The 18,762-nt window shown below is 39.2% G+C and carries 22 protein-coding genes and 1 riboswitch; of the genes, 20 read left to right on the top strand and 2 right to left on the bottom strand.

Features of this window, described 5'->3' with window-relative positions; genetic code table 11:
- The first annotated feature begins 1 nt into the window (after position 1).
- The 6 genes from IGK77_RS10815 to IGK77_RS10790 all read left to right on the top strand — a co-directional run bounded on the left by IGK77_RS10815 (position 2) and on the right by IGK77_RS10790 (position 3,999).
- Positions 2-403, top strand: coding sequence for a hypothetical protein (locus tag IGK77_RS10815; RefSeq protein WP_202608588.1), 402 nt, complete (start codon positions 2-4; stop codon positions 401-403).
- 269 nt (positions 404-672) lie between these two features.
- A complete protein-coding gene (locus IGK77_RS10810; protein ID WP_074799570.1) occupies positions 673-1,047 on the top strand; it encodes a hypothetical protein in 375 nt (124 codons plus the stop codon).
- A gap of 20 nt (positions 1,048-1,067) precedes the next feature.
- A complete protein-coding gene (locus IGK77_RS10805) occupies positions 1,068-2,642 on the top strand; it encodes a cutinase family protein (RefSeq protein ID WP_074799569.1) in 1,575 nt (524 codons plus the stop codon).
- Positions 2,643-2,655: 13 nt separating this feature from the next.
- Positions 2,656-2,949 carry a hypothetical protein gene (locus IGK77_RS10800; RefSeq protein ID WP_074799568.1) on the top strand — a complete coding sequence of 98 codons (294 nt, stop codon included), beginning with the start codon at positions 2,656-2,658 and terminating at the stop codon, positions 2,947-2,949.
- A gap of 3 nt (positions 2,950-2,952) precedes the next feature.
- Positions 2,953-3,279 carry a hypothetical protein gene (locus tag IGK77_RS10795; protein ID WP_074799567.1) on the top strand — a complete coding sequence of 109 codons (327 nt, stop codon included), beginning with the start codon at positions 2,953-2,955 and terminating at the stop codon, positions 3,277-3,279.
- Positions 3,280-3,378: 99 nt separating this feature from the next.
- Positions 3,379-3,999, top strand: coding sequence for a sugar O-acetyltransferase (locus tag IGK77_RS10790; RefSeq protein ID WP_010734876.1), 621 nt, complete (start codon positions 3,379-3,381; stop codon positions 3,997-3,999).
- Positions 4,000-4,163: 164 nt separating this feature from the next.
- Here IGK77_RS10790 and IGK77_RS10785 read toward each other — a convergent pair whose 3' ends face one another.
- Together IGK77_RS10785 and IGK77_RS10780 are read right to left on the bottom strand one after the other, a co-directional pair.
- Positions 4,164-4,742, bottom strand: a complete 579-nt coding sequence (locus IGK77_RS10785; RefSeq protein WP_074799566.1) for an ECF transporter S component — start codon at positions 4,740-4,742, stop codon at positions 4,164-4,166.
- A 6-nt stretch (positions 4,743-4,748) separates the two neighbouring features.
- Positions 4,749-5,723, bottom strand: coding sequence for a nucleoside hydrolase (locus IGK77_RS10780; protein ID WP_074799565.1), 975 nt, complete (start codon positions 5,721-5,723; stop codon positions 4,749-4,751).
- 23 nt (positions 5,724-5,746) lie between these two features.
- Positions 5,747-5,791, bottom strand: a riboswitch (PreQ1 riboswitch).
- Between the two features lie 291 nt (positions 5,792-6,082).
- On the opposite strand from IGK77_RS10780, the gene IGK77_RS10775 reads away from it, so the two are divergent.
- The 14 genes from IGK77_RS10775 to IGK77_RS10710 all read left to right on the top strand — a co-directional run bounded on the left by IGK77_RS10775 (position 6,083) and on the right by IGK77_RS10710 (position 18,455).
- Positions 6,083-7,048 (top strand): alpha/beta hydrolase, encoded by a 966-nt coding sequence (locus tag IGK77_RS10775; RefSeq protein ID WP_177187660.1) that lies wholly within the window; start codon positions 6,083-6,085, stop codon positions 7,046-7,048.
- Between the two features lie 90 nt (positions 7,049-7,138).
- Positions 7,139-7,414, top strand: a complete 276-nt coding sequence (locus tag IGK77_RS10770; protein ID WP_019724263.1) for a GNAT family N-acetyltransferase — start codon at positions 7,139-7,141, stop codon at positions 7,412-7,414.
- 200 nt (positions 7,415-7,614) lie between these two features.
- Entirely contained in the window at positions 7,615-7,851 is a 237-nt protein-coding gene (gene secG, locus IGK77_RS10765; protein WP_010734881.1) for a preprotein translocase subunit SecG, read from the top strand.
- Positions 7,852-8,053: 202 nt separating this feature from the next.
- A complete protein-coding gene (locus tag IGK77_RS10760; RefSeq protein ID WP_074799564.1) occupies positions 8,054-8,800 on the top strand; it encodes an alpha/beta hydrolase in 747 nt (248 codons plus the stop codon).
- Between the two features lie 2 nt (positions 8,801-8,802).
- Positions 8,803-11,166: a ribonuclease R gene (rnr, locus tag IGK77_RS10755; RefSeq protein WP_074799563.1), complete on the top strand. Its 2,364-nt coding sequence runs from the start codon at positions 8,803-8,805 to the stop codon at positions 11,164-11,166.
- Between the two features lie 33 nt (positions 11,167-11,199).
- Positions 11,200-11,664, top strand: a complete 465-nt coding sequence (gene smpB / locus IGK77_RS10750) for an SsrA-binding protein SmpB (RefSeq protein WP_071866745.1) — start codon at positions 11,200-11,202, stop codon at positions 11,662-11,664.
- A 301-nt stretch (positions 11,665-11,965) separates the two neighbouring features.
- On the top strand, positions 11,966-12,685 hold the full coding sequence (gene atpB, locus IGK77_RS10745) for a F0F1 ATP synthase subunit A (protein WP_010734885.1): 720 nt from the start codon (positions 11,966-11,968) through the stop codon (positions 12,683-12,685).
- Positions 12,686-12,734: 49 nt separating this feature from the next.
- On the top strand, positions 12,735-12,950 hold the full coding sequence (gene atpE, locus IGK77_RS10740; protein ID WP_010734886.1) for an ATP synthase F0 subunit C: 216 nt from the start codon (positions 12,735-12,737) through the stop codon (positions 12,948-12,950).
- Positions 12,951-13,041: 91 nt separating this feature from the next.
- Positions 13,042-13,566: a F0F1 ATP synthase subunit B gene (gene atpF, locus IGK77_RS10735; protein ID WP_010734887.1), complete on the top strand. Its 525-nt coding sequence runs from the start codon at positions 13,042-13,044 to the stop codon at positions 13,564-13,566.
- Positions 13,553-14,095 (top strand): ATP synthase F1 subunit delta, encoded by a 543-nt coding sequence (gene atpH / locus IGK77_RS10730; RefSeq protein ID WP_010734888.1) that lies wholly within the window; start codon positions 13,553-13,555, stop codon positions 14,093-14,095. Before atpF ends, atpH begins: the two co-directional genes overlap by 14 nt.
- A 22-nt stretch (positions 14,096-14,117) precedes the next feature.
- Positions 14,118-15,674: a F0F1 ATP synthase subunit alpha gene (atpA, locus tag IGK77_RS10725; RefSeq protein WP_010734889.1), complete on the top strand. Its 1,557-nt coding sequence runs from the start codon at positions 14,118-14,120 to the stop codon at positions 15,672-15,674.
- A gap of 13 nt (positions 15,675-15,687) precedes the next feature.
- On the top strand, positions 15,688-16,590 hold the full coding sequence (locus IGK77_RS10720) for a F0F1 ATP synthase subunit gamma (protein WP_010734890.1): 903 nt from the start codon (positions 15,688-15,690) through the stop codon (positions 16,588-16,590).
- Between the two features lie 22 nt (positions 16,591-16,612).
- Positions 16,613-18,019, top strand: a complete 1,407-nt coding sequence (atpD, locus tag IGK77_RS10715; RefSeq protein ID WP_010734891.1) for a F0F1 ATP synthase subunit beta — start codon at positions 16,613-16,615, stop codon at positions 18,017-18,019.
- A gap of 13 nt (positions 18,020-18,032) precedes the next feature.
- The gene (locus tag IGK77_RS10710) at positions 18,033-18,455 is read left to right on the top strand and encodes a F0F1 ATP synthase subunit epsilon (protein ID WP_010734892.1); all 423 of its coding nucleotides are present in this window, start codon (positions 18,033-18,035) and stop codon (positions 18,453-18,455) included.
- The last annotated feature ends 307 nt before the right edge of the window (positions 18,456-18,762 follow it).

The raw sequence follows: 18,762 nt of genomic DNA, 5'->3' as shown, positions 1-18,762 counted from the left end.
ATTGATAAAGAAAAAGTGGCTGGTTCAAGTAAGTATCGGCATACTATTAGCCCTTTTTACAACAATAGGTATGAAGAAAATAAATGTGCCAACAGAAAAAGCAAGACAAATCGCTTTTTTAAAGGCGAATGAAAAGGAAATCACGGAGTATATAAAAAGTTTCAGTTCTCAAGATGGGAAGATTACGTTTAATTGGGAGACAACAGCAGTAAACACAGGTATAGCATTTTCCAAACCTGTGTTGATTGTCAAATTTGATATTAGCGACAGTTCAAAATCAGAGTATAACAATCGAGGTTATGTACTTAGGGTAAAAACTGATTTAAAAAAATTAAATAAAATAAGGGAATTGATGGTTTTAAATGACCCTATTTATTCTAATATTATTGAAGAGATTGGTTGATATAGGGATGTAACCGATGAGGAAGTAAAGTTACCAAATAACGGTAAAATTTATCCTCCAACTGATACTACCGTAAAAATAGTCAAAGAGTTAGGAGAAAAAAAGTAAACAGAGGAAATAATGTACATACTAAATAAATGTTCTCGAATAAAAGATAATGTTAAAATCAACAAAGTTGTTTTGTTTTAAGGACCTAATCAGATAAAATATCGAGAGTCTGTCAGAACATACACAAAAATTAAAAGAGCAAGGAATGAGGGGATAATCAATTGGGAACAAAAAAATGGTTGATTTCAGTAAGTATAGGTGTATTATTAGTCCTTTTGACAACGATAGGAGTGAATAAAATGAGCGAACCAACAGAAAAAGAAAGACAAATAGCTTTTTTGAAAGAGCACGAGAAAAAAATTACAGCATATGTTATAGAAAGAAACGATTACGTAATTTTAAAAAATTATCAAATTAAAAATATTGAGTATGATTGGGAAACAGTTCGAGTTGTACAGGGCATGGCGTTTAGGTCTAAATCCATAGCTGTCAATATCAGTCTTTTTGATGAAACAGATAAAAATATTGATGGATTTGAAATATATATTTATCCCGATAATATTTCAAATCCTACTAAAATTAAAAATTTTGAATAAGCAGAAAGGTGATCAATACAATGGCAAATTTAAAAAATTATAGCAATATTTATGCTAGCCTGTCAAATGGGGCCTACAATAGTGGGATCCCAGGACTTATGCTCTCTACCTTAACAAATACACAAAAAGAAGACTTATTGATAAAAAAATATGCTGAATTCAATTTCCCAAATGCAAAAGATGTTCATGGAAATGATTTAAGCACTGTCTACCTCCAACCCGATAACACTGTAAAAACAGTCAAAGAGTTAGGAAACATCCGAGTGCCGAAAGTAAACGGAGGCTATGAAGTACAAAGTTATGTGAAAAACACATATAAGCAAGGACTCTTGACGGATGAAAAAGCTGGATTCAATGCTTATTATGTGACGGATACGCCTAAGTTGTCGATAGAGACTAAGCATACTTATTTTGTTACTAGAGGCAGTGATGGTATTTCTTCAAGTAATTTGAATCTTAATGACTGGTGGCATAATAACCAGGCATTTACAACAAAAAATGCTTATATTCCGCAAGCAAAATTAGCAAATCAAGCCATGCACCAGAAGATAACGGAAATGACCACACAAGCACCTCATGCTACAATGTCTGTCACAGGTCATTCTCTGGGAACGATGGTGTCGATTCAGGCTGTGGCGAATCTTCCTGAAAAAGATATTGCGAAAATCGACAAAGTGGTTTTGTTTCAAGGCCCTGATGCACGTGAAAGTATCAATAGAATGTCGGAACAGGCACAAAAAAATATCCAGAAGTTGGAAGAGCATGGGAAAATCGACTATTACGTCAATGCTTTTGATATTGTTTCCATGTTGAATAGAAATAAGTCTGGGGTAGATGAAATCGGGAATGTTCGTTACTTACTACCGAAATCTTTTAACACGACGTTTGATATGGAAGATCAAAACGGTTCTAGCCATGACTTTGGACAGTTTCAAATAAATCCCGATGGTACACTTCAGGAAGCTAATTTGAAGGAACATGGCTACATTTTTGCTGCGGGGATCAAGGTTTCCCATTTGATCGATAAATATTTGACTCGTGTAGTAAAAGAAAAACCAGAAGGTGGGTTATCTTTTACCGAAGTTATAAAACTATTGCTATCTGGAGAGTATAAAGATTTTGAAAAACAATACGCTACGATTATTGCGGAAGCAAAAGTTGCTAGTGAATGGAACGAGACGGTCAACGAATTACATAAAAGAATTTCTAATGCTTCAGGTTCTAAAAAAATCACTTTACAATCGGAGTTAGTTCAATCGATCATCCAAAAAGCGAAAAATATAGGCGAAGAGTACGAGATCATCTTTAAAAATGCACAAAAAGAATTTGAAGATGAGATTACGGCAATATCAAAAGAACTATTGGCTGGTGCGGGAGCAATCAAAAACTATTTGACTTATTGGGAAGTACAAGAGATGGTTTCCCCATATGAAATAAATAATTTATGGGACAGCGGGCAAGCCGCATTAAATACGAATCAAGTGAAACAATATAAAGAGAAGCTGGAGGAGTTTAGTAATAAACTGGCGGTAGTAGCAAATCATCTTACAGAGTATGACAGACAAGCAGGAAATAATTTGTTCAAAAACAAGTGAAAGGAGTTTATCCATGGAAGATAGAGAATTACAAGAATTTCTTGAAAGACTTGGACAAGAACAAAAGGAACGGGAACGAGTAGCCATACAAGCACTGATCCTTGCAAAGGAAAGTCGCATCGCTCAGGCCAAGTTAACTTCGATCGAATCCCTAAAAGAGATCTCAGAAGGAATGTATCAACAAACAAATAATGGCTTACCGTCTACTTTAAAAGGTGCTTTAGAAGGGGAAAGTGCCGTTGCAGCAGAAGAGTATGTCAAACAAATGAAACAACCAACATTGGTCACACCTGTGAAAAGGGGGTAAAGAATGGGGACAGTAGAGAAACAACGTAAACTACAAGATTTAGAGGCGCAATTCTATCAAAACAAACGTCAGATACACGGTCAACAAGAAGAAATCGATCATCAGTTAGTAAACTTTAGGAAAGAAACAGGTCAATTGGTACAAAAAATCATGTATTTGACGAAGAATGATCATTGGGATAACCGACAATTCTTTCATCAAATGGAGGCAATAGATCGTAAACTGATCCATACGGCTCAAAACTATGCACGACAATTAGAAGAAAAAGAGCAAGAATTAACAAGATCCTATCGAAAAGAGATAGAGCGAATTCACGAAACCAATTACTAGAAAAAAAGTGTCACGATCTTTCACAAATCTCTCATCCTTATAGAAAATAGACTCTCTGTTATAATACATGTAAGCAAATAAGATAATAGGGGGAGAAAGATGAGCGAAGATGATGTGAAACAGATAACTAATACAGGATTACCATACGATGATATGGACTCTAAAGTAGTACACGCACGAAATCATGCGTTGAGACAATGCAGGAGATACAATTTTCTCGTGAATTCAGAAAATCATTATAAATACCCCATTTTGCGGGCGCTATTCGCTTCAATGGGTGAGAATGTCTATATCGAGTCGAATTTTCAATGTGAGTTTGGTTTCAACATTTCTATAGGAAATAATGTTTATTTGAACCATGATATGATCATTCTTGATTGTCATGAGGTGACGATCGGAAATGATGTTTACGTAGGGCCGAGGGTTGGTTTGTATGCAGCCAATCATGCAGAAGATCCATTTGAACGTGCTGATCATGTCGTTTATGCGAAGCCGATCCATATTGGCGATAAAGTTTGGTTAGGAGCGGGAGTCCATGTTCTTCAAGGGGTGACGATTGGTGCAAATAGCATCATTGGGGCAGGAAGTGTCGTAACAAAAGATATACCAGAAAATGTGATCGCGGCAGGGAATCCGTGTAAAGTGATCCGACCGATTACGTATAAAGATCGAGAAAAAAATATTAAAGTCCAGGATAGTGCCTTGTTGATGGAACGATAGCATGCTGGCTTTAGGAAAGTTTCTTTCAGTCAAACAAGAGACAAAAACTTTTGGATAAAAAACAATACCCGAACGATGGATCAGTTCCTTCTCATAGAGATGAGAGAAACTGATTCGACGTTCGGGTTTTTGCATTTAGTTATTAGCTATAGTACAAATATTCATCAACGATTTCTTGTCTTTGCCACTACTTGGTTTGGTAATTTCAACACAACGAGCGAAACGACAAGGACCGATAGCAGTCGATCTAAGTAATCTGTCGCTGCTTGAACAATCGTGACACTCGCTGCTTGGTTTAGTCCTAATCCGTAAAGAAGTTGGACAATGGCACTTGAACCTGATGAAGTGATACCGCCAAATAATTGGATCGTGATGATCGATGACAGTATGGTTCCAGGAGCTGAAAGGACAAACGTCCATGCCAATAATGAAAGTCTACTCTTCAAACCTTGGGCCTGTAATTTCTGTGGTAAAATCAACCCCGCTAATAACCCAGTGATGATTTGTATCGGGGAATAATACAAAGAGAACATATCCATCGTCACGCCACTAAGTAAGCTACTACTTAATCCTGTCAAAACCCCAGGAATTGGTCCGAGTAAAGCTCCTGCAAAAATCGTACCGATCGAATCAAGATAAATCGGTAAACGGAGCCATAAAGCAATCGTTCCACCGAGAAAGTTGATTCCGATACTTAGTGCCATGATTGTGATCATTCTTGTCGTGATTTTCTTTTGTGTCATCTTTTTTCATCCTATCTTTAATCTTTCCAGATCATTTTTTATCAATTCTTCTTGTGCATGTAAAAGAACGGCTAAAAACTTCCGGAAAAAAAGAGAGGTGTCTACATCTGTCATGATTAGACTGTTTGGTTTTTTCTGCCAAAAATCATAACGATCAACCAAGGTTTGTCCGCGGCTGATGCCTTGTGTTTCAACAGCAGTATAGCTAGTGAATCCTTGGCATAGTTGTTCATCGATGAAATACGCAACTGCCAAAGGGTCATTGATGACACAACCTAGGACGCGTTCTTGTTGCCAATGAAAGTCAAAGTAAAAGCGTGTGATTGCTTTTAAATAATTGCCTTCTTCGGGCGCGAGTTGGCAACAATATTCTAGGATCGTTGGTGTAAAGACGATTTCTCGTGTCACGTCTAAACCAACCATCTCAATCATTTGACCAAGATGTTCAAATACATAAGCTGCGGCATCAGGGTCACACCAGTAATTGTATTCTGCTACAGGTGAACAATTGCCGTGGCTTTTATACGTGCCACCCATCGAAACAAATCGATCCATGTGTTTGTCTATTTGTGGATTCTTTTGTAAAGCAGAAGCGATATTTGTTAGTGGCCCTAACGCGATCAGTGAAGTATCTTTTTGTTCAGCAAAATAACTCGCTAAAAAATCAACAGCGTGGATCGTTTCGGCTTGTTTGTCTGTTACTAATGGGAAGTTCGTTTCCCCTAGACCGTCCATGCCATGAGTATCTTGAGCGCTGATAAATGGCGTGTTGAGTGGTGTTGCAGAACCTTGATAGACAGGGATGTCTAAACGGTCACAACGTTCCAAACAACGGATCACATTTTCAGTTCCCAAATGTACGGGGACGTTTCCACAAACGGTGGTGATTGCGACAACTTCGATTTCTGGTGATTTTAATGCAAACAATAGCGCTAATGTATCATCGATACCGGGATCGCAATCAATAATAACTTTTCGCATTATTTCCAATCTCCTTTCTTTAGAGACACTTAGTTTTTTATCCTGGGAAGTTTCCGAACCAGTCCAAGGGGTCAACCCTTGATTCCAATGCACGGCATTAGTATACTTATTTTTATGAAGAATGTAAATGTTATGCAAACAATTCATTATCTCTTATGAGTGTTAGAAGTAGGAAAAAAAGATCGTTTGTAAGGAATAAGGTCTTTAAAATTACAGCAGATCAATGGTTCACTGTCTGTCTCTTTGATAGAACGTGGTACAATAGAAATGAACGTTGAAATACGTAGGAGAAAGATAGAGCACCATTTAGCATACTTGAATTTTTGTTTCAATCACCAAGTAGAAAGTGTGGGATGCAAGTGATTGTTTTTTATAGTTTATTAATTATGTTATTAATGATCGGTAGTTATCATTTTATTGCTTATCTGTACGCAAAGAAGTTGATCAAAACTGGATTACAACGTGGTTATGCTTGGTATGAAGAAACAGGCCATCAACTCATGGACCCTGCCTCTTTGACGACAGTCGAAGAACAACGCCAACGTTTAGAAGATCTAGCAGAAGATTTTTGGCAACAAGGAGAACCCATAACGACCAAAAGTCAAGAGGGGTTAAAATTGAAGGGTAGAATGTTCTCTACTTATTCGAACAAAGGTAAATGGGTAGTCTGTGTCCATGACTATCGCAGCACAGGGAAAAAAGACATGTCTTATATCGGGAAAAAGTATGCAGAAAAAGGCTTCAATGTCTTGATCCCTGATTTGCGTGCTCATGGAGAAAGTGAAGGGGAGATCATTGGGATGGGGTGGTTGGATCGGTTAGATTTGATACTCTGGATCAATGAGATCTTGCAACGAGAGCCAGAGGCTAAGATCATCTTACATGGAGGCTCAATGGGTGCTTCTACGATCATGATGGCTAGTGGAGAGAAGTTGCCGAGTGCTGTCAAAGGATTGATTCTTGATAGCGGCTTTGTATCCGTTTATTCAGAATTTCGTTATATGTTAAGCAAATTGACGGTTTTTCCAAAAAAAATCATTATGCGACATGCGAATCGTTACGCGCAAAAATATGCAGGTTATTCTTTGAAACAGGCATCAGCAACGAGACAGTTAGGGAGCAATCATTTACCCGTTCTGATCATCCATGGTGAACATGATCATTTTGTCCCGATGGAAGCAGCTTATACGATCCAAAATGCCACGGCAGGAGATAAAGCTTTACTGCTAGTGCCTGGAGCAGAACATTTAGAAGCAGTAAGTAAAGATCCAGAGACCTACTGGACAGTGATTTTTTCATTCATTAAGCAAAGAGTGGGTCTATAAGTACAAATGATTGTTTGAAAAAAATAGGACTGGTAAAATCAAATTGAATAAAGAAACTGTTCGTTATTTTAGGGTTGGGAGAGTGAAATGATGGAAATCAAAGAAGAAAAGAATCGCTTAGTGTTATTGGACGATGAACAAAACGAAATAGGAGAAATGACGTGGTCGGATGCTGGTCCTGATATTATGATCATTGATCATACATTTGTTGATCCTGCATTTCGTGGACAGAAATTAGCAGAAAAATTGGTTGCTACAGGAGTGGAAGTAGCCAGACGTACTGGCAGAAAAGTGATTCCGTTATGTCCCTACGCAAAAGCGGAGTTTGAGAGAAAAGCTGAATATCATGATGTTTGGCGTAAATAAGCGCCAATGGTTATCAAATAAGCATTGATTTTAGACGAGGATACAGGGGTATCGTTTGTCACAGAACCTGCAAAAAAATCGATGTGAAAAAGCCAAGAAATGTTCTTTAAAACATCGGCCATCTTATGAAACACTGTTGTCACAAGACGTGTTATGTGATAAAGTTAGAAGGACGATATTTTGAGAAAGGAGGCTGTTTGATGTATAATATTATTTTAGGGATCGTCATTGTCATCTCGATTATGATGGTCATTGCGATCATGATGCAACCAAGCAAACAAAATAGTGCAGCAAGTGCATTTACAGGTGGCGCAGATCAATTATTCGGAAAGCAAAAAGCACGTGGATTTGAAGCAGTAATGCAACGCTCGACAGCTGTTATGGGCGCTGTATGGATGATTCTGTTATTCGTACTTGCATTTTTATCTTCTAAATAAATCGTTCGAAACCAATGATCAGAAGTGATCATTTGCTTCATTTAGATTTTGAGGATACACGGATGGTTCATCGATTGTTCAAAAAAATAGAAGGTCTGGGAAACGAAATGCTCCCAGACCTTTTTTGTTGAATAGAAAAAGAACCGTTATATAAGAAGGTATTTGCTAACTATGGTAAAATAAGGCTAATGAGGTGAATAAAATGAAAAGTCTACCACAACCTATTTATGAAAAACATGGGAAGCGTGCAATCCTCTTACTGCATGCGTATTCAGGTAGTCCAAATGATGTACGGATGTTAGCCCGTTTTTTAGAGAAATCAAACTATTCGGTCTATGCCCCAATGTTTACAGGACATGGCACGCTTGCTCCAAATGAGATCTTAGAACAGGACGCTGAGACGTGGTGGCAAGACACGAAACAAGCGATCCAGTTTCTCTACGATGAGGGATTTTCTGACATCGCCGTATTAGGATTATCGATGGGCGGGATTTTTGCAGTCCGAGCATTATCAGAATTTCCGATGATAGGAGGCGGATTTTTTTGTTCGCCAATTTCTCCAGTAGAAAATCATGTGCCGGAGAATTTTGAGAATTATGTACGCCAGATCTTGAAAATTGCCGGTGAATCGGAGTCGATGATCGAACAAAAAGTCGAAAGCTTTCGGCCACGAGTACAGCAACAATTAACAGATATTCAAGAACAAGCAGCAATAACAGAAAGTAAGTTATCAGATATCCAAAAACCAGTATTCATGGCTCAAGCGGGTCAAGATGAAATGATTGATCCTTATGGTGTCTACGAGACAGCAAAAAAACTTGCGCATACTGACATTTCCTTACACTGGTATCCAGAAAGTAAGCATGTGATCACAGTAGGAATAGCAAGAAAAGTGTTTGAAAAGGATGTATTGGATTTTCTAGAGAACTTACCTTGGAATGAGGAATAATAATGACAAAAGAAACATTAAAAGAAAAAATCATTTTCTTTATTGAAAGCAGTCGTAAGAAAAGTTTTTCGATGGAAGAAATCGCTGAAGGTCTTGGCTTTCAAAAAAGCGAAGATTTTAAATTACTAGTGCAAACCATCGCACAGATGGAAAGAGAACAAAGTATCGTATTTACCAAAAAAGGAAAAATCAAACTGCCACTTCAACCCATTTTGATTGAAGGAACGTTCCGCGCAAATGAGCGAGGATTTGGGTTTGTTACGATCGATTCTGAAGAAGATGATGTGTATATCCCCAAAGAAGCGACTGGCTATGCGATGGACGGGGATACTGTTGCAATCGATATCGTCAAAACGGCGGATGCCTTTTCGGATCGTGGAGCCGAAGGAAAGGTCGTTGAGATTCGTCAACGCGCAACCACACAAATTGCCGGAGAGTTCATCGCCTATACAGAAGATGAAATGGCAGAAACGGATCTTTATGGAGTAGTCATTCCAAAAGATAAAAAAATGAATCAATTCAAAGTGTACGCCGCAGCAGAAGGCGTTCGTCCAGTAGACGGAAGTATCGTGCTGATCGAATTGACCCATTATCCAGAAAAAAGCTATGCAACGAGTTTAGAAGGAATCATCAAACAAGTCATTGGTCATAAGAATGATCCTGGCATGGATATTTTATCGATTGTCGTAGCCAATGGGATACCGACCAAGTTTCCGGATGATGTATTAAGCGAAGCAGATGCTGTACCGGATAGTATCAGCGACAAAGATTTGATTGGTCGCAGGGATCTACGTGACCAGTTGATCGTGACGATCGATGGCGAAGATGCCAAAGATTTAGATGATGCAGTCACAGTTAGAAAGTTAGATAATGGAAATTACTTTTTAGGCGTCCACATTGCCGATGTTTCATACTATGTGACAGAAGGTAGCCAATTAGATCGTGAAGCCTATGAGCGGGGAACAAGTGTGTATTTGACTGATCGTGTGATTCCGATGATCCCGCAACGTTTATCAAATGGGATTTGTTCGTTGAATCCTAAAGTTCCTCGGTTAACAATGAGTTGTGAAATGGAGATCGACCCAACAGGGAAAATCATTTCTCATGAGATTTTTCCAAGTGTGATCCAAACAACAGAGCGAATGACTTACACAGCAGTCAATCAGATCTTAGAAGAGCAAGATGAAGAAACTATGGCTCGCTATGACTCATTGGTTCCTATGTTTCAAGCGATGGGTGAGTTGCATGAGATCTTAGAGACGATGCGTATTCGTCGTGGTGCGATCTCTTTTGAAGATCGTGAAGCCAAAATCATGGTTGATCCAGAAGGTCACCCTCAAGATATCCTCTTGCGGAGTCGTGGTGTAGGAGAACGTTTGATCGAATCCTTTATGTTGGCAGCCAATGAAACGGTGGCAGAACATTATTCACGTGCGAATTTCCCTTTTATTTATCGTATCCATGAGCAACCAAAAGAAGAGAAAATGCAACGCTTCTTTGATTTTGCATCTGCTTTAGGGATTTTAGTCAAAGGAACGAAGGGCACGATCACACCTAAGGACTTACAAAAAGTGATCGAAGATGTTGAAGAAAAACCGGAGTCAGCAGTGATCAATACCATGTTGTTAAGAAGTATGCAACAAGCGCGTTATTCTGAGGATAATTTTGGCCATTACGGATTAGCAGCAGAGTACTATACACATTTCACGTCACCGATCCGTCGTTATCCAGACTTGATCGTGCATCGTTTAATTCGTTCATATGGTCAAGATCCAAGTGAAAGCAATCAGACGCATTGGGAAAATGCACTGCCTGATATTGCCGATCATAGCTCGAAAATGGAGCGACGTGCAGTTGAAACAGAACGTGAAGTGGACTCAATGAAGAAAGCCGAGTTTATGATGGATAAAGTGGGAGAAGAATTTGATGGGATCATCAGCTCTGTGGTGAAATTCGGGTTATTCATCGAACTGCCAAATACAGTAGAAGGTTTGATCCATATCAATGAATTGAAACAAGATTACTTCCACTACATTGAAAACCATCTAGCGCTCGTTGGTGAGCGGACAGGATTAACATTCAAGATCGGACAAAAAGTACGAGTGAAAGTAGTCAAGGCTGATCCTACTGAGCGAGCAGTTGATTTCGAATTAGTCTCCGCAGAGGAATTGGCACCGCTGGAAGCGCCAAAAGGAAGAAGAAAAGAAGCAAATAGAGGTTCTTCAAAACATTCAAATGGACGGCAAACGGACAAGAAAAAACGTCCGAAAAAAGCCGATAGTAAATATGGTCCAAAAAAAGAAAATGGGAAAAAAGGGAAAAAACCTTTTTACAAAGGCGTCACCAAGAAGAAAAAGAAAAAATAAATAAAAAATGGAAATGAATTGGGGGAATGTCCAATGCCAAAAGGCGAGGGAAAACTGATTGCGCAAAATAAAAAAGCTCGCCATGATTATTCGATCATCGACACAATGGAAGCAGGAATGGTTTTACAAGGTACAGAGATCAAATCTATTCGCAATAGTCGTATCAACTTAAAAGATGGATTTGTTCGTGTGAGAAACGGCGAAGCTTTTTTGCATAATGTCCATGTCAGCCCTTATGAACAAGGGAATATCTTTAATCATGATCCACTAAGAACTAGAAAGTTGTTATTGCATAAAAAGCAAATTGCGCGTTTATTGAATGAAACAAAAAATACCGGAATCACGATTGTTCCTTTGAAAGTCTATATCCGAAATGGCTATGCGAAAGTCTTGATCGGATTGGCCAAAGGGAAAAAATCGTATGATAAGCGAGAAGATCTGAAGCGAAAAGATGTGGATCGACAAATTGATCGTACATTAAAAAATTTCTCTAGATAATTTCATTATCCTTTTTCGCATATTCGGTGCTTTTAGATTTACTTAATGATAAAATTTGTTAGCATTTAATCTGATGAAACATGATTATCACAGGTTTTTTCTGAGTTTCCAGGCATCATATCATCCATGTTTTTGCTGATTTTTAGACTGAAATAAAAAAGTGTCTAATTTTCATGAAAATCCTTTGAAATTTCTATTTCGTGGTGGTATGATACCGTTTGGTTAGAAACCGATAAAGAAAAACCAGATACACACATGAAATTGATTTTATGTGAAATTCGGGGAAAAGAGGTGAAATGGATTGGATGAACGCTCGCTAACGTTCCACATTGGACCGGTTTGGTTTGATGGGACTGTTTGTTTGATGGTGTTGTTAACTTGTTTGATCGTTTTCTTTTTAGTTTACTTCTTTACAAGAAATCTAAAGATGAAGCCAACTGGAAAGCAAAATGCACTTGAATGGGTCATTGATTTTACACGAGGGATCGTTACAGATAATGTGCCTAGAAAAGAATTGAATAATTTTCATTTATTGGCATTTACCTTGTTTCTCTTCGTTTTTGTTGCGAACAATATCGGTTTAGTTACAAAAATCGTCTTACCTAGCGAAACGACACTTTGGAAAAGTCCGACAGCAGACCCGTTTGTAACTTTAACATTGGCATTTATTATGATCACACTTACTCATCTATTCGGGGTGAAGAAGCTCGGTTTCAAAGGTTACTTTGTCAACTCGTTCCTAAAACCTTATAGTTTTATGTTTCCAATGAAGGTGATCGAAGAGTTCACAAACTTGTTAACACTTGCTTTACGTCTTTATGGGAATATTTATGCGGGAGAAGTATTGCTAACTTTAATCGCAAAAATGATGACAAGTTTAGGCTGGTTCTCATTGCCTTTAGCAATTCCGTTAGAGATGGTTTGGATCGCGTTCTCATTATTTATCGGAAGCATCCAAGCATTTGTCTTTGTCACTTTATCAATGGTATATATGAGTCACAAAATCGAAGTAGAAGAGTAAAACAACTAGATTTAATTACTATTTAAACTATTTTAGGAGGAAGTAAATTATGAATTATATCGCAGCAGCAATCGCAATCTTAGGGGCAGCTATCGGAGCTGGTTACGGTAATGGTCAAGTAATTTCTAAAACAATCGAATCAATGGCACGCCAACCTGAAATGTCAGGTCAATTACGTACAACGATGTTTATTGGGGTAGCCTTAGTCGAAGCCGTTCCTATTCTAGGTGTTGTTATCGCCTTGATCCTAGTTTTTGGTGTGTAATAAAAATGCTCAGGTTGCGCGATAGTCAAAAAAGCTATCTTAAATACGCAATCTAAGAAAACTGGATTCTCAGAGAAAGGAAGGCTAACCTATGCTGAATCAATTGGCAATTGCAGAAGTTGGCAATCCGATGTTAGGTAATATCATCGTTGTCAGCGGCTCATTTTTGATATTAATGGTCCTATTAAAACACTTTGCGTGGGGACCGATCAGCGATATTTTGAAAAAACGTGAAGATAAGATCGCCAATGATTTAGATTCTGCAGAACAATCTCGCATCAAATCAGCAAAATTAGAACAAGAACGTGAGCAACAATTGTTGGCTTCTCGCTCTGATGCTGCGGATATCATCAAACATGCGAAAGAAAGTGGAGAATTAAGCCGCCAAAATATTTTGAAGGAGACGCAAGAAGAAGTTGCTCGTCTAAAAAGTAAGGCCCAATCGGATATCACGATGGAACGTGATACGGCATTGAACTCAGTGAAAGACGATGTAGCTGAACTTTCTCTTCAAATCGCGGAAAAAATCTTGAATAAAGAATTATCTCCAGAAATGCACGAATCTTTAATCAATCAATATATCGAAGGTCTAGGTTCGTCAAATGAAACTAGATAAATATACAGTAGGTAGACGTTACGGAAAAGCATTATTTGAACTGGCGATCGATTCAAATAATACAGAAGAAATTTACCAAGAACTTCTTAGTCTACGTAAAATCTATGCGGATGTTCCTGAATTAGGGAGTATCCTTAGTGATGTTCGGTTGGAACCGCATGAAAAGCGATTGATCATGGACAAATTAGTCAGTGGTTATCAAGGAATCGTAAAAAACTTTTTAGAAGTCGTGTTCATGTACAATCGGATGAACGATCTACCTTTGATGATCGACGAATATGAACATCGTTACAATGAAAATAATGGTTTGTTACTAGGAAGTGTGACTACAGCAGTCCCACTTTCAGCGGAACAATTGACTAGACTTGAAGAAAATGTCGCTAAAACAATGAACTATCAAACGGTCGAATTGAAGCAACAAGTTGATTCTACGATCATTGGTGGGGCAATTGTAGAAGCAGATCATCAAGTGATCGACGGAAGCATTCGGACGCAGTTGGAAAAATTGCGTAATCAATTAAATAGATAGTACAAAGAGGTAGGTGAATCGAATGGCTATCAAAGCAGAAGAAATTAGTGCCTTGATTAAAGAACAAATTGAACATTATGAAAACGTGCTTTCAGTCGAAGAAATCGGTACAGTCACTTATGTTGGTGACGGAATCGCACGTGCGCATGGACTTGAAAATGCCATGAGTGGTGAACTACTTGAATTTTCGAACGGTTCATATGGTATGGCACAAAACTTGGAATCAAATGATGTCGGAATCATTATCTTAGGAGATTTTGAATCCATTCGTGAAGGGGATAAAGTAAAACGCACAGGAAAGATCATGGAAGTACCTGTAGGGGATGCAATGATCGGACGTGTCGTCAATCCATTAGGACAACCCATTGACGGGCTAGGAGAAATCGTGACGGACAAAACACGTCCAGTCGAAGCGATGGCACCTGGTGTTATGCAACGTAAATCAGTCAACGAACCAATGCAAACAGGGTTGAAAGCGATCGATGCGTTAGTACCGATCGGACGTGGACAACGTGAATTAGTTATCGGTGACCGTAAAACAGGGAAAACATCGATTGCAATCGATACGATCATCAACCAAAAAGGTCAAGATATGATTTGTATCTATGTAGCCATTGGACAAAAAGATTCAACGGTACGTACACAAGTAGAAACATTGAAAAAATATGGCGCAATGGATTATACGATCGTAGTCAATGCGGGAGCTTCTCAACCTGCACCATTGCTATACATCGCACCTTATGCTGGAACAGCTATGGGTGAAGAATTCATGTATAACGGCAAACATGTATTGATCATTTTTGATGATCTATCTAAACAAGCTGTTGCCTATCGTGAGCTTTCTTTATTACTTCGTCGCCCACCAGGCCGCGAAGCCTATCCAGGGGATGTTTTCTACTTGCACTCACGTTTGTTAGAACGTGCAGCAAAATTAAGTGATGATCTAGGTGGAGGGTCAATGACTGCTTTACCATTTGTTGAAACACAAGCTGGGGATATCTCTGCTTATATTCCAACAAACGTCATTTCGATCACTGATGGACAAATCTTCTTAGAAAGTGATTTGTTCTATGCGGGAACTCGTCCAGCCGTAGATGCAGGGTTATCAGTTTCTCGTGTTGGTGGTTCAGCACAGATCAAAGCAATGAAAAAAGTTGCCGGAACATTGCGTCTAGACTTAGCAAGTTACCGTGAGTTAGAAGCATTTACCCAATTTGGTTCTGATTTAGATGCGGCGACACAAGCGAAATTGAATCGTGGTCGTCGTACAGTAGAAATCTTGAAGCAAAAATTACATGCACCTCTTGCAGTGGAAAAACAAGTAGTCATCTTATATGCATTGACACACGGTTACTTAGACAGTATCCCTGTAGATAGCATCTTAGATTTTGAACATGAGTTATTTGAATATCTTGAGACAAATCATGCAGATCTCTTTGAAACGATCCGTACAACGAAAGATCTTCCTGAAGAAGAAGCGTTGAACCAAGCAATTCAAGAGTACAAAGATATCTTTATGGCAACAAAAGGAAATAATTCTTCAACAGAAGACAAATTGAAATCCATTCAAAATGCATAGTGAGGTGAGATGAATGGGCGCTTCATTAAATGAAATCAAGACACGAATCGCGTCAACGAAAAAAACGAGCCAAATCACTCGTGCCATGCAAATGGTCTCAGCCTCTAAATTGACAAAATCTGAAGCTTCTTCACAGAAGTTCCAGATTTATGCCAATAAGGTGAGAGAAATCGTTACGCATCTAACAGCAACACAATTAACTGACATTGCTTCGGCTAATCCAAGAGGGGATGTCAATTATAATAGTATGCTGATCAGTCGACCAGTTAAAAAAACCGGTTATATCGTGATCACAGCTGATGGTGGGTTAGTCGGTGGCTACAATAGTTCCATATTGAAACAGACCATGTCCATCTTGGAAGAAGACCATCAATCACCAGATGAATATGTCATGATCGCCATTGGTGGTACCGGAGCGGATTTCTTTAAAGCTCGTGACATCAACTTAGCGTATGAACTGCGCAATTTGTCTGATCAACCTAGCTTTGATGAAGTTCGTAAAATCGTGAACATGGCAACGACCATGTATCAAAATGAAGTATTTGACGAATTGTATGTATGTTATAACCATCATATCAATTCATTGACTAGTCAATTTCGTGTAGAAAAAATGTTACCTATTTCAGATTTAGATCCGGGAGAAGCGAAAAGCTTTGAGCAAGAATATATTTTTGAACCTTCAAAAGAAGAAATCTTGACTCAACTGTTGCCGCAATATGCCGAAAGTTTGATTTATGGTGCAATCGTCGATGCGAAAACGGCAGAACATGCCGCGGGAATGACTGCAATGAAAACCGCAACAGATAATGCTGCGAACATCATCGATGATCTGACGGTTTCTTATAACCGTGCAAGACAAGGGGCGATCACCCAAGAAATTACCGAAATTGTTGCCGGAGCATCGGCACTAGAATAGCAAGGAGATTGGAGGAAAAAAGATGAGTTCAGGCAAGATTGTTCAAGTAATCGGTCCCGTTGTCGACGTGGAATTTTCTTTAGACCAATCCTTACCAGATATCAACAACGCATTAGTTGTTTATAAAAATGATGAGCAAAAATCAAAAGTTGTTCTTGAAGCAGCATTAGAATTAGGTGACGGTGTGATCCGTACGATCGCAATGGAATCGACGGATGGACTACAACGTGGAATGGAAGTCATCGACACAAGCAAAGCGATCTCTGTACCAGTTGGAACAGAAACATTAGGTCGTGTGTTCAACGTGTTAGGTGAAACAATCGATTTGGAAGCACCATTTCCAGAGGATGCCCAAAGAAGCGAGATCCACAAGAAAGCACCAAATTTTGATGAATTAAGCACAAGTACAGAGATTCTTGAAACTGGGATCAAAGTCATTGACTTATTAGCACCTTATTTAAAAGGTGGGAAAGTTGGATTGTTTGGGGGTGCCGGTGTTGGTAAAACCGTACTGATCCAAGAATTGATCCATAATATCGCCCAAGAACATGGGGGAATTTCAGTGTTTACCGGTGTAGGGGAACGTACCCGTGAAGGAAACGATCTGTATTACGAAATGAAAGATTCAGGCGTAATCGAAAAAACAGCGATGGTGTTTGGACAAATGAATGAGCCACCAGGTGCTCGTATGCGTGTCGCACTAACTGGATTGACGATTGCGGAATATTTCCGTGATGTCGAAGGACAAGACGTGCTCTTATTTATTGATAATATTTTCCGTTTCACCCAAGCAGGTTCAGAAGTATCTGCCTTACTAGGACGTATGCCATCAGCGGTTGGTTATCAACCAACCTTAGCGACTGAAATGGGACAACTCCAAGAACGGATCACTTCAACGAAAAAAGGTTCGATCACTTCGATCCAAGCAATCTACGTGCCAGCGGATGACTATACTGACCCAGCGCCAGCAACGACATTTGCCCATTTAGATGCAACGACAAACTTGGAACGTAAATTGACCGAACAAGGGATCTATCCAGCCGTTGACCCACTTGCTTCTTCATCAAGTGCGTTATCTCCTGAAATCGTAGGAGAAGAACACTACAAAGTAGCGACTGAAGTACAACACGTATTACAACGTTACCGTGAATTGCAAGACATCATCGCTATTTTAGGGATGGATGAATTATCAGATCAAGAAAAAATATTGGTTTCACGCGCTCGTCGAATCCAATTCTTCTTATCACAAAACTTCAATGTAGCTGAACAATTCACAGGTCTTCCAGGTTCTTACGTACCAGTTGAAGAAACTGTCAAAGGCTTCCGTGAGATTCTTGAAGGTAAATACGACGACCTTCCTGAAGAAGCATTCCGCAGTGTCGGCCGAATCGAAGACGTTGTCGAAAAAGCGAAAAAACTAGGCTACTAGAAAGGGGTGCCCCATGGATCAATATTTAACTGTTAATGTGGTTACTCCCGATGGTTTAGTTTATGATCACCATGCGGCAATCGTTGTTGCACGAACTACTGCTGGCGAACTTGGTATTTTACCACAGCATGCACCCATCATCGTGCCTTTAACAATCGATGAAGTTCGTGTGAAGCGGACAGATTCAGATACACACGTTGACTGGATCGCTGTGAACGGCGGCATCATGGAAGTTCGCGATAACTTAGTTTCAATCGTCGCAGATAGTGCGGAACGTGAACGAGATATCGACGTCACTCGAGCAGAACGCGCAAAACAACGTGCTGAACGCCAAATCGAAGAAGCCAAACAAAAAGAAGATAAGAATGAACTGAAACGGGCAACTGTTGCGTTACACCGCGCAGTGAACCGTATCAATGTATCAAAACATAAGTGATTACTTTAATTAACAAGTAATTGAATTATGGAGGGAGAACCACTCCCAAAAGAAGAGATCGGGACAAACACTTATGGGTGCTAATGCAGCCACGTGTGTTTCCTGATCTCTTTTTTTTATAAACGGTCAACAGTGATGATACGGTAGGTCATCGAATAAACGGTGTTCCAGAAGCAACAATTCAGTGCTGATCGCTTCTGTCACAACCTCTGTCAGAATAACCAAGTGAAGCTAAAATGAGATTCTTCAACTAAGCGTACCCTTTAACGTATACGGTCACAGATTTAGTATACTATGTTAAAACGTT

Origin of the sequence: Enterococcus sp. DIV0806c (assembly GCF_051710905.1) — a bacterium.
Taxonomy (GTDB): Bacteria; Bacillota; Bacilli; order Lactobacillales; family Enterococcaceae; genus Enterococcus_B; species Enterococcus_B mundtii.
This window is presented reverse-complemented; position numbering and strand designations above follow the sequence as displayed.

Excerpts from the sequence above, each read along its gene's own strand:
- IGK77_RS10805 (WP_074799569.1), top strand. The coding sequence starts at position 1,068 with ATGGCAAATTTAAAAAATTATAGCAATATTTATGCTAGCCTGTCAAAT.
- IGK77_RS10800 (WP_074799568.1), top strand. The coding sequence starts at position 2,656 with ATGGAAGATAGAGAATTACAAGAATTTCTTGAAAGACTTGGACAAGAA.
- IGK77_RS10795 (WP_074799567.1), top strand. The coding sequence starts at position 2,953 with ATGGGGACAGTAGAGAAACAACGTAAACTACAAGATTTAGAGGCGCAA.
- IGK77_RS10790 (WP_010734876.1), top strand. The coding sequence starts at position 3,379 with ATGAGCGAAGATGATGTGAAACAGATAACTAATACAGGATTACCATAC.
- IGK77_RS10785 (WP_074799566.1), bottom strand. The coding sequence starts at position 4,742 with ATGACACAAAAGAAAATCACGACAAGAATGATCACAATCATGGCACTA.
- IGK77_RS10780 (WP_074799565.1), bottom strand. The coding sequence starts at position 5,723 with ATGCGAAAAGTTATTATTGATTGCGATCCCGGTATCGATGATACATTA.
- IGK77_RS10770 (WP_019724263.1), top strand. The coding sequence starts at position 7,139 with ATGGAAATCAAAGAAGAAAAGAATCGCTTAGTGTTATTGGACGATGAA.
- secG (WP_010734881.1), top strand. The coding sequence starts at position 7,615 with ATGTATAATATTATTTTAGGGATCGTCATTGTCATCTCGATTATGATG.
- IGK77_RS10760 (WP_074799564.1), top strand. The coding sequence starts at position 8,054 with ATGAAAAGTCTACCACAACCTATTTATGAAAAACATGGGAAGCGTGCA.
- rnr (WP_074799563.1), top strand. The coding sequence starts at position 8,803 with ATGACAAAAGAAACATTAAAAGAAAAAATCATTTTCTTTATTGAAAGC.
- smpB (WP_071866745.1), top strand. The coding sequence starts at position 11,200 with ATGCCAAAAGGCGAGGGAAAACTGATTGCGCAAAATAAAAAAGCTCGC.
- atpE (WP_010734886.1), top strand. The coding sequence starts at position 12,735 with ATGAATTATATCGCAGCAGCAATCGCAATCTTAGGGGCAGCTATCGGA.
- atpF (WP_010734887.1), top strand. The coding sequence starts at position 13,042 with ATGCTGAATCAATTGGCAATTGCAGAAGTTGGCAATCCGATGTTAGGT.
- atpH (WP_010734888.1), top strand. The coding sequence starts at position 13,553 with ATGAAACTAGATAAATATACAGTAGGTAGACGTTACGGAAAAGCATTA.
- atpA (WP_010734889.1), top strand. The coding sequence starts at position 14,118 with ATGGCTATCAAAGCAGAAGAAATTAGTGCCTTGATTAAAGAACAAATT.
- IGK77_RS10720 (WP_010734890.1), top strand. The coding sequence starts at position 15,688 with ATGGGCGCTTCATTAAATGAAATCAAGACACGAATCGCGTCAACGAAA.
- atpD (WP_010734891.1), top strand. The coding sequence starts at position 16,613 with ATGAGTTCAGGCAAGATTGTTCAAGTAATCGGTCCCGTTGTCGACGTG.
- IGK77_RS10710 (WP_010734892.1), top strand. The coding sequence starts at position 18,033 with ATGGATCAATATTTAACTGTTAATGTGGTTACTCCCGATGGTTTAGTT.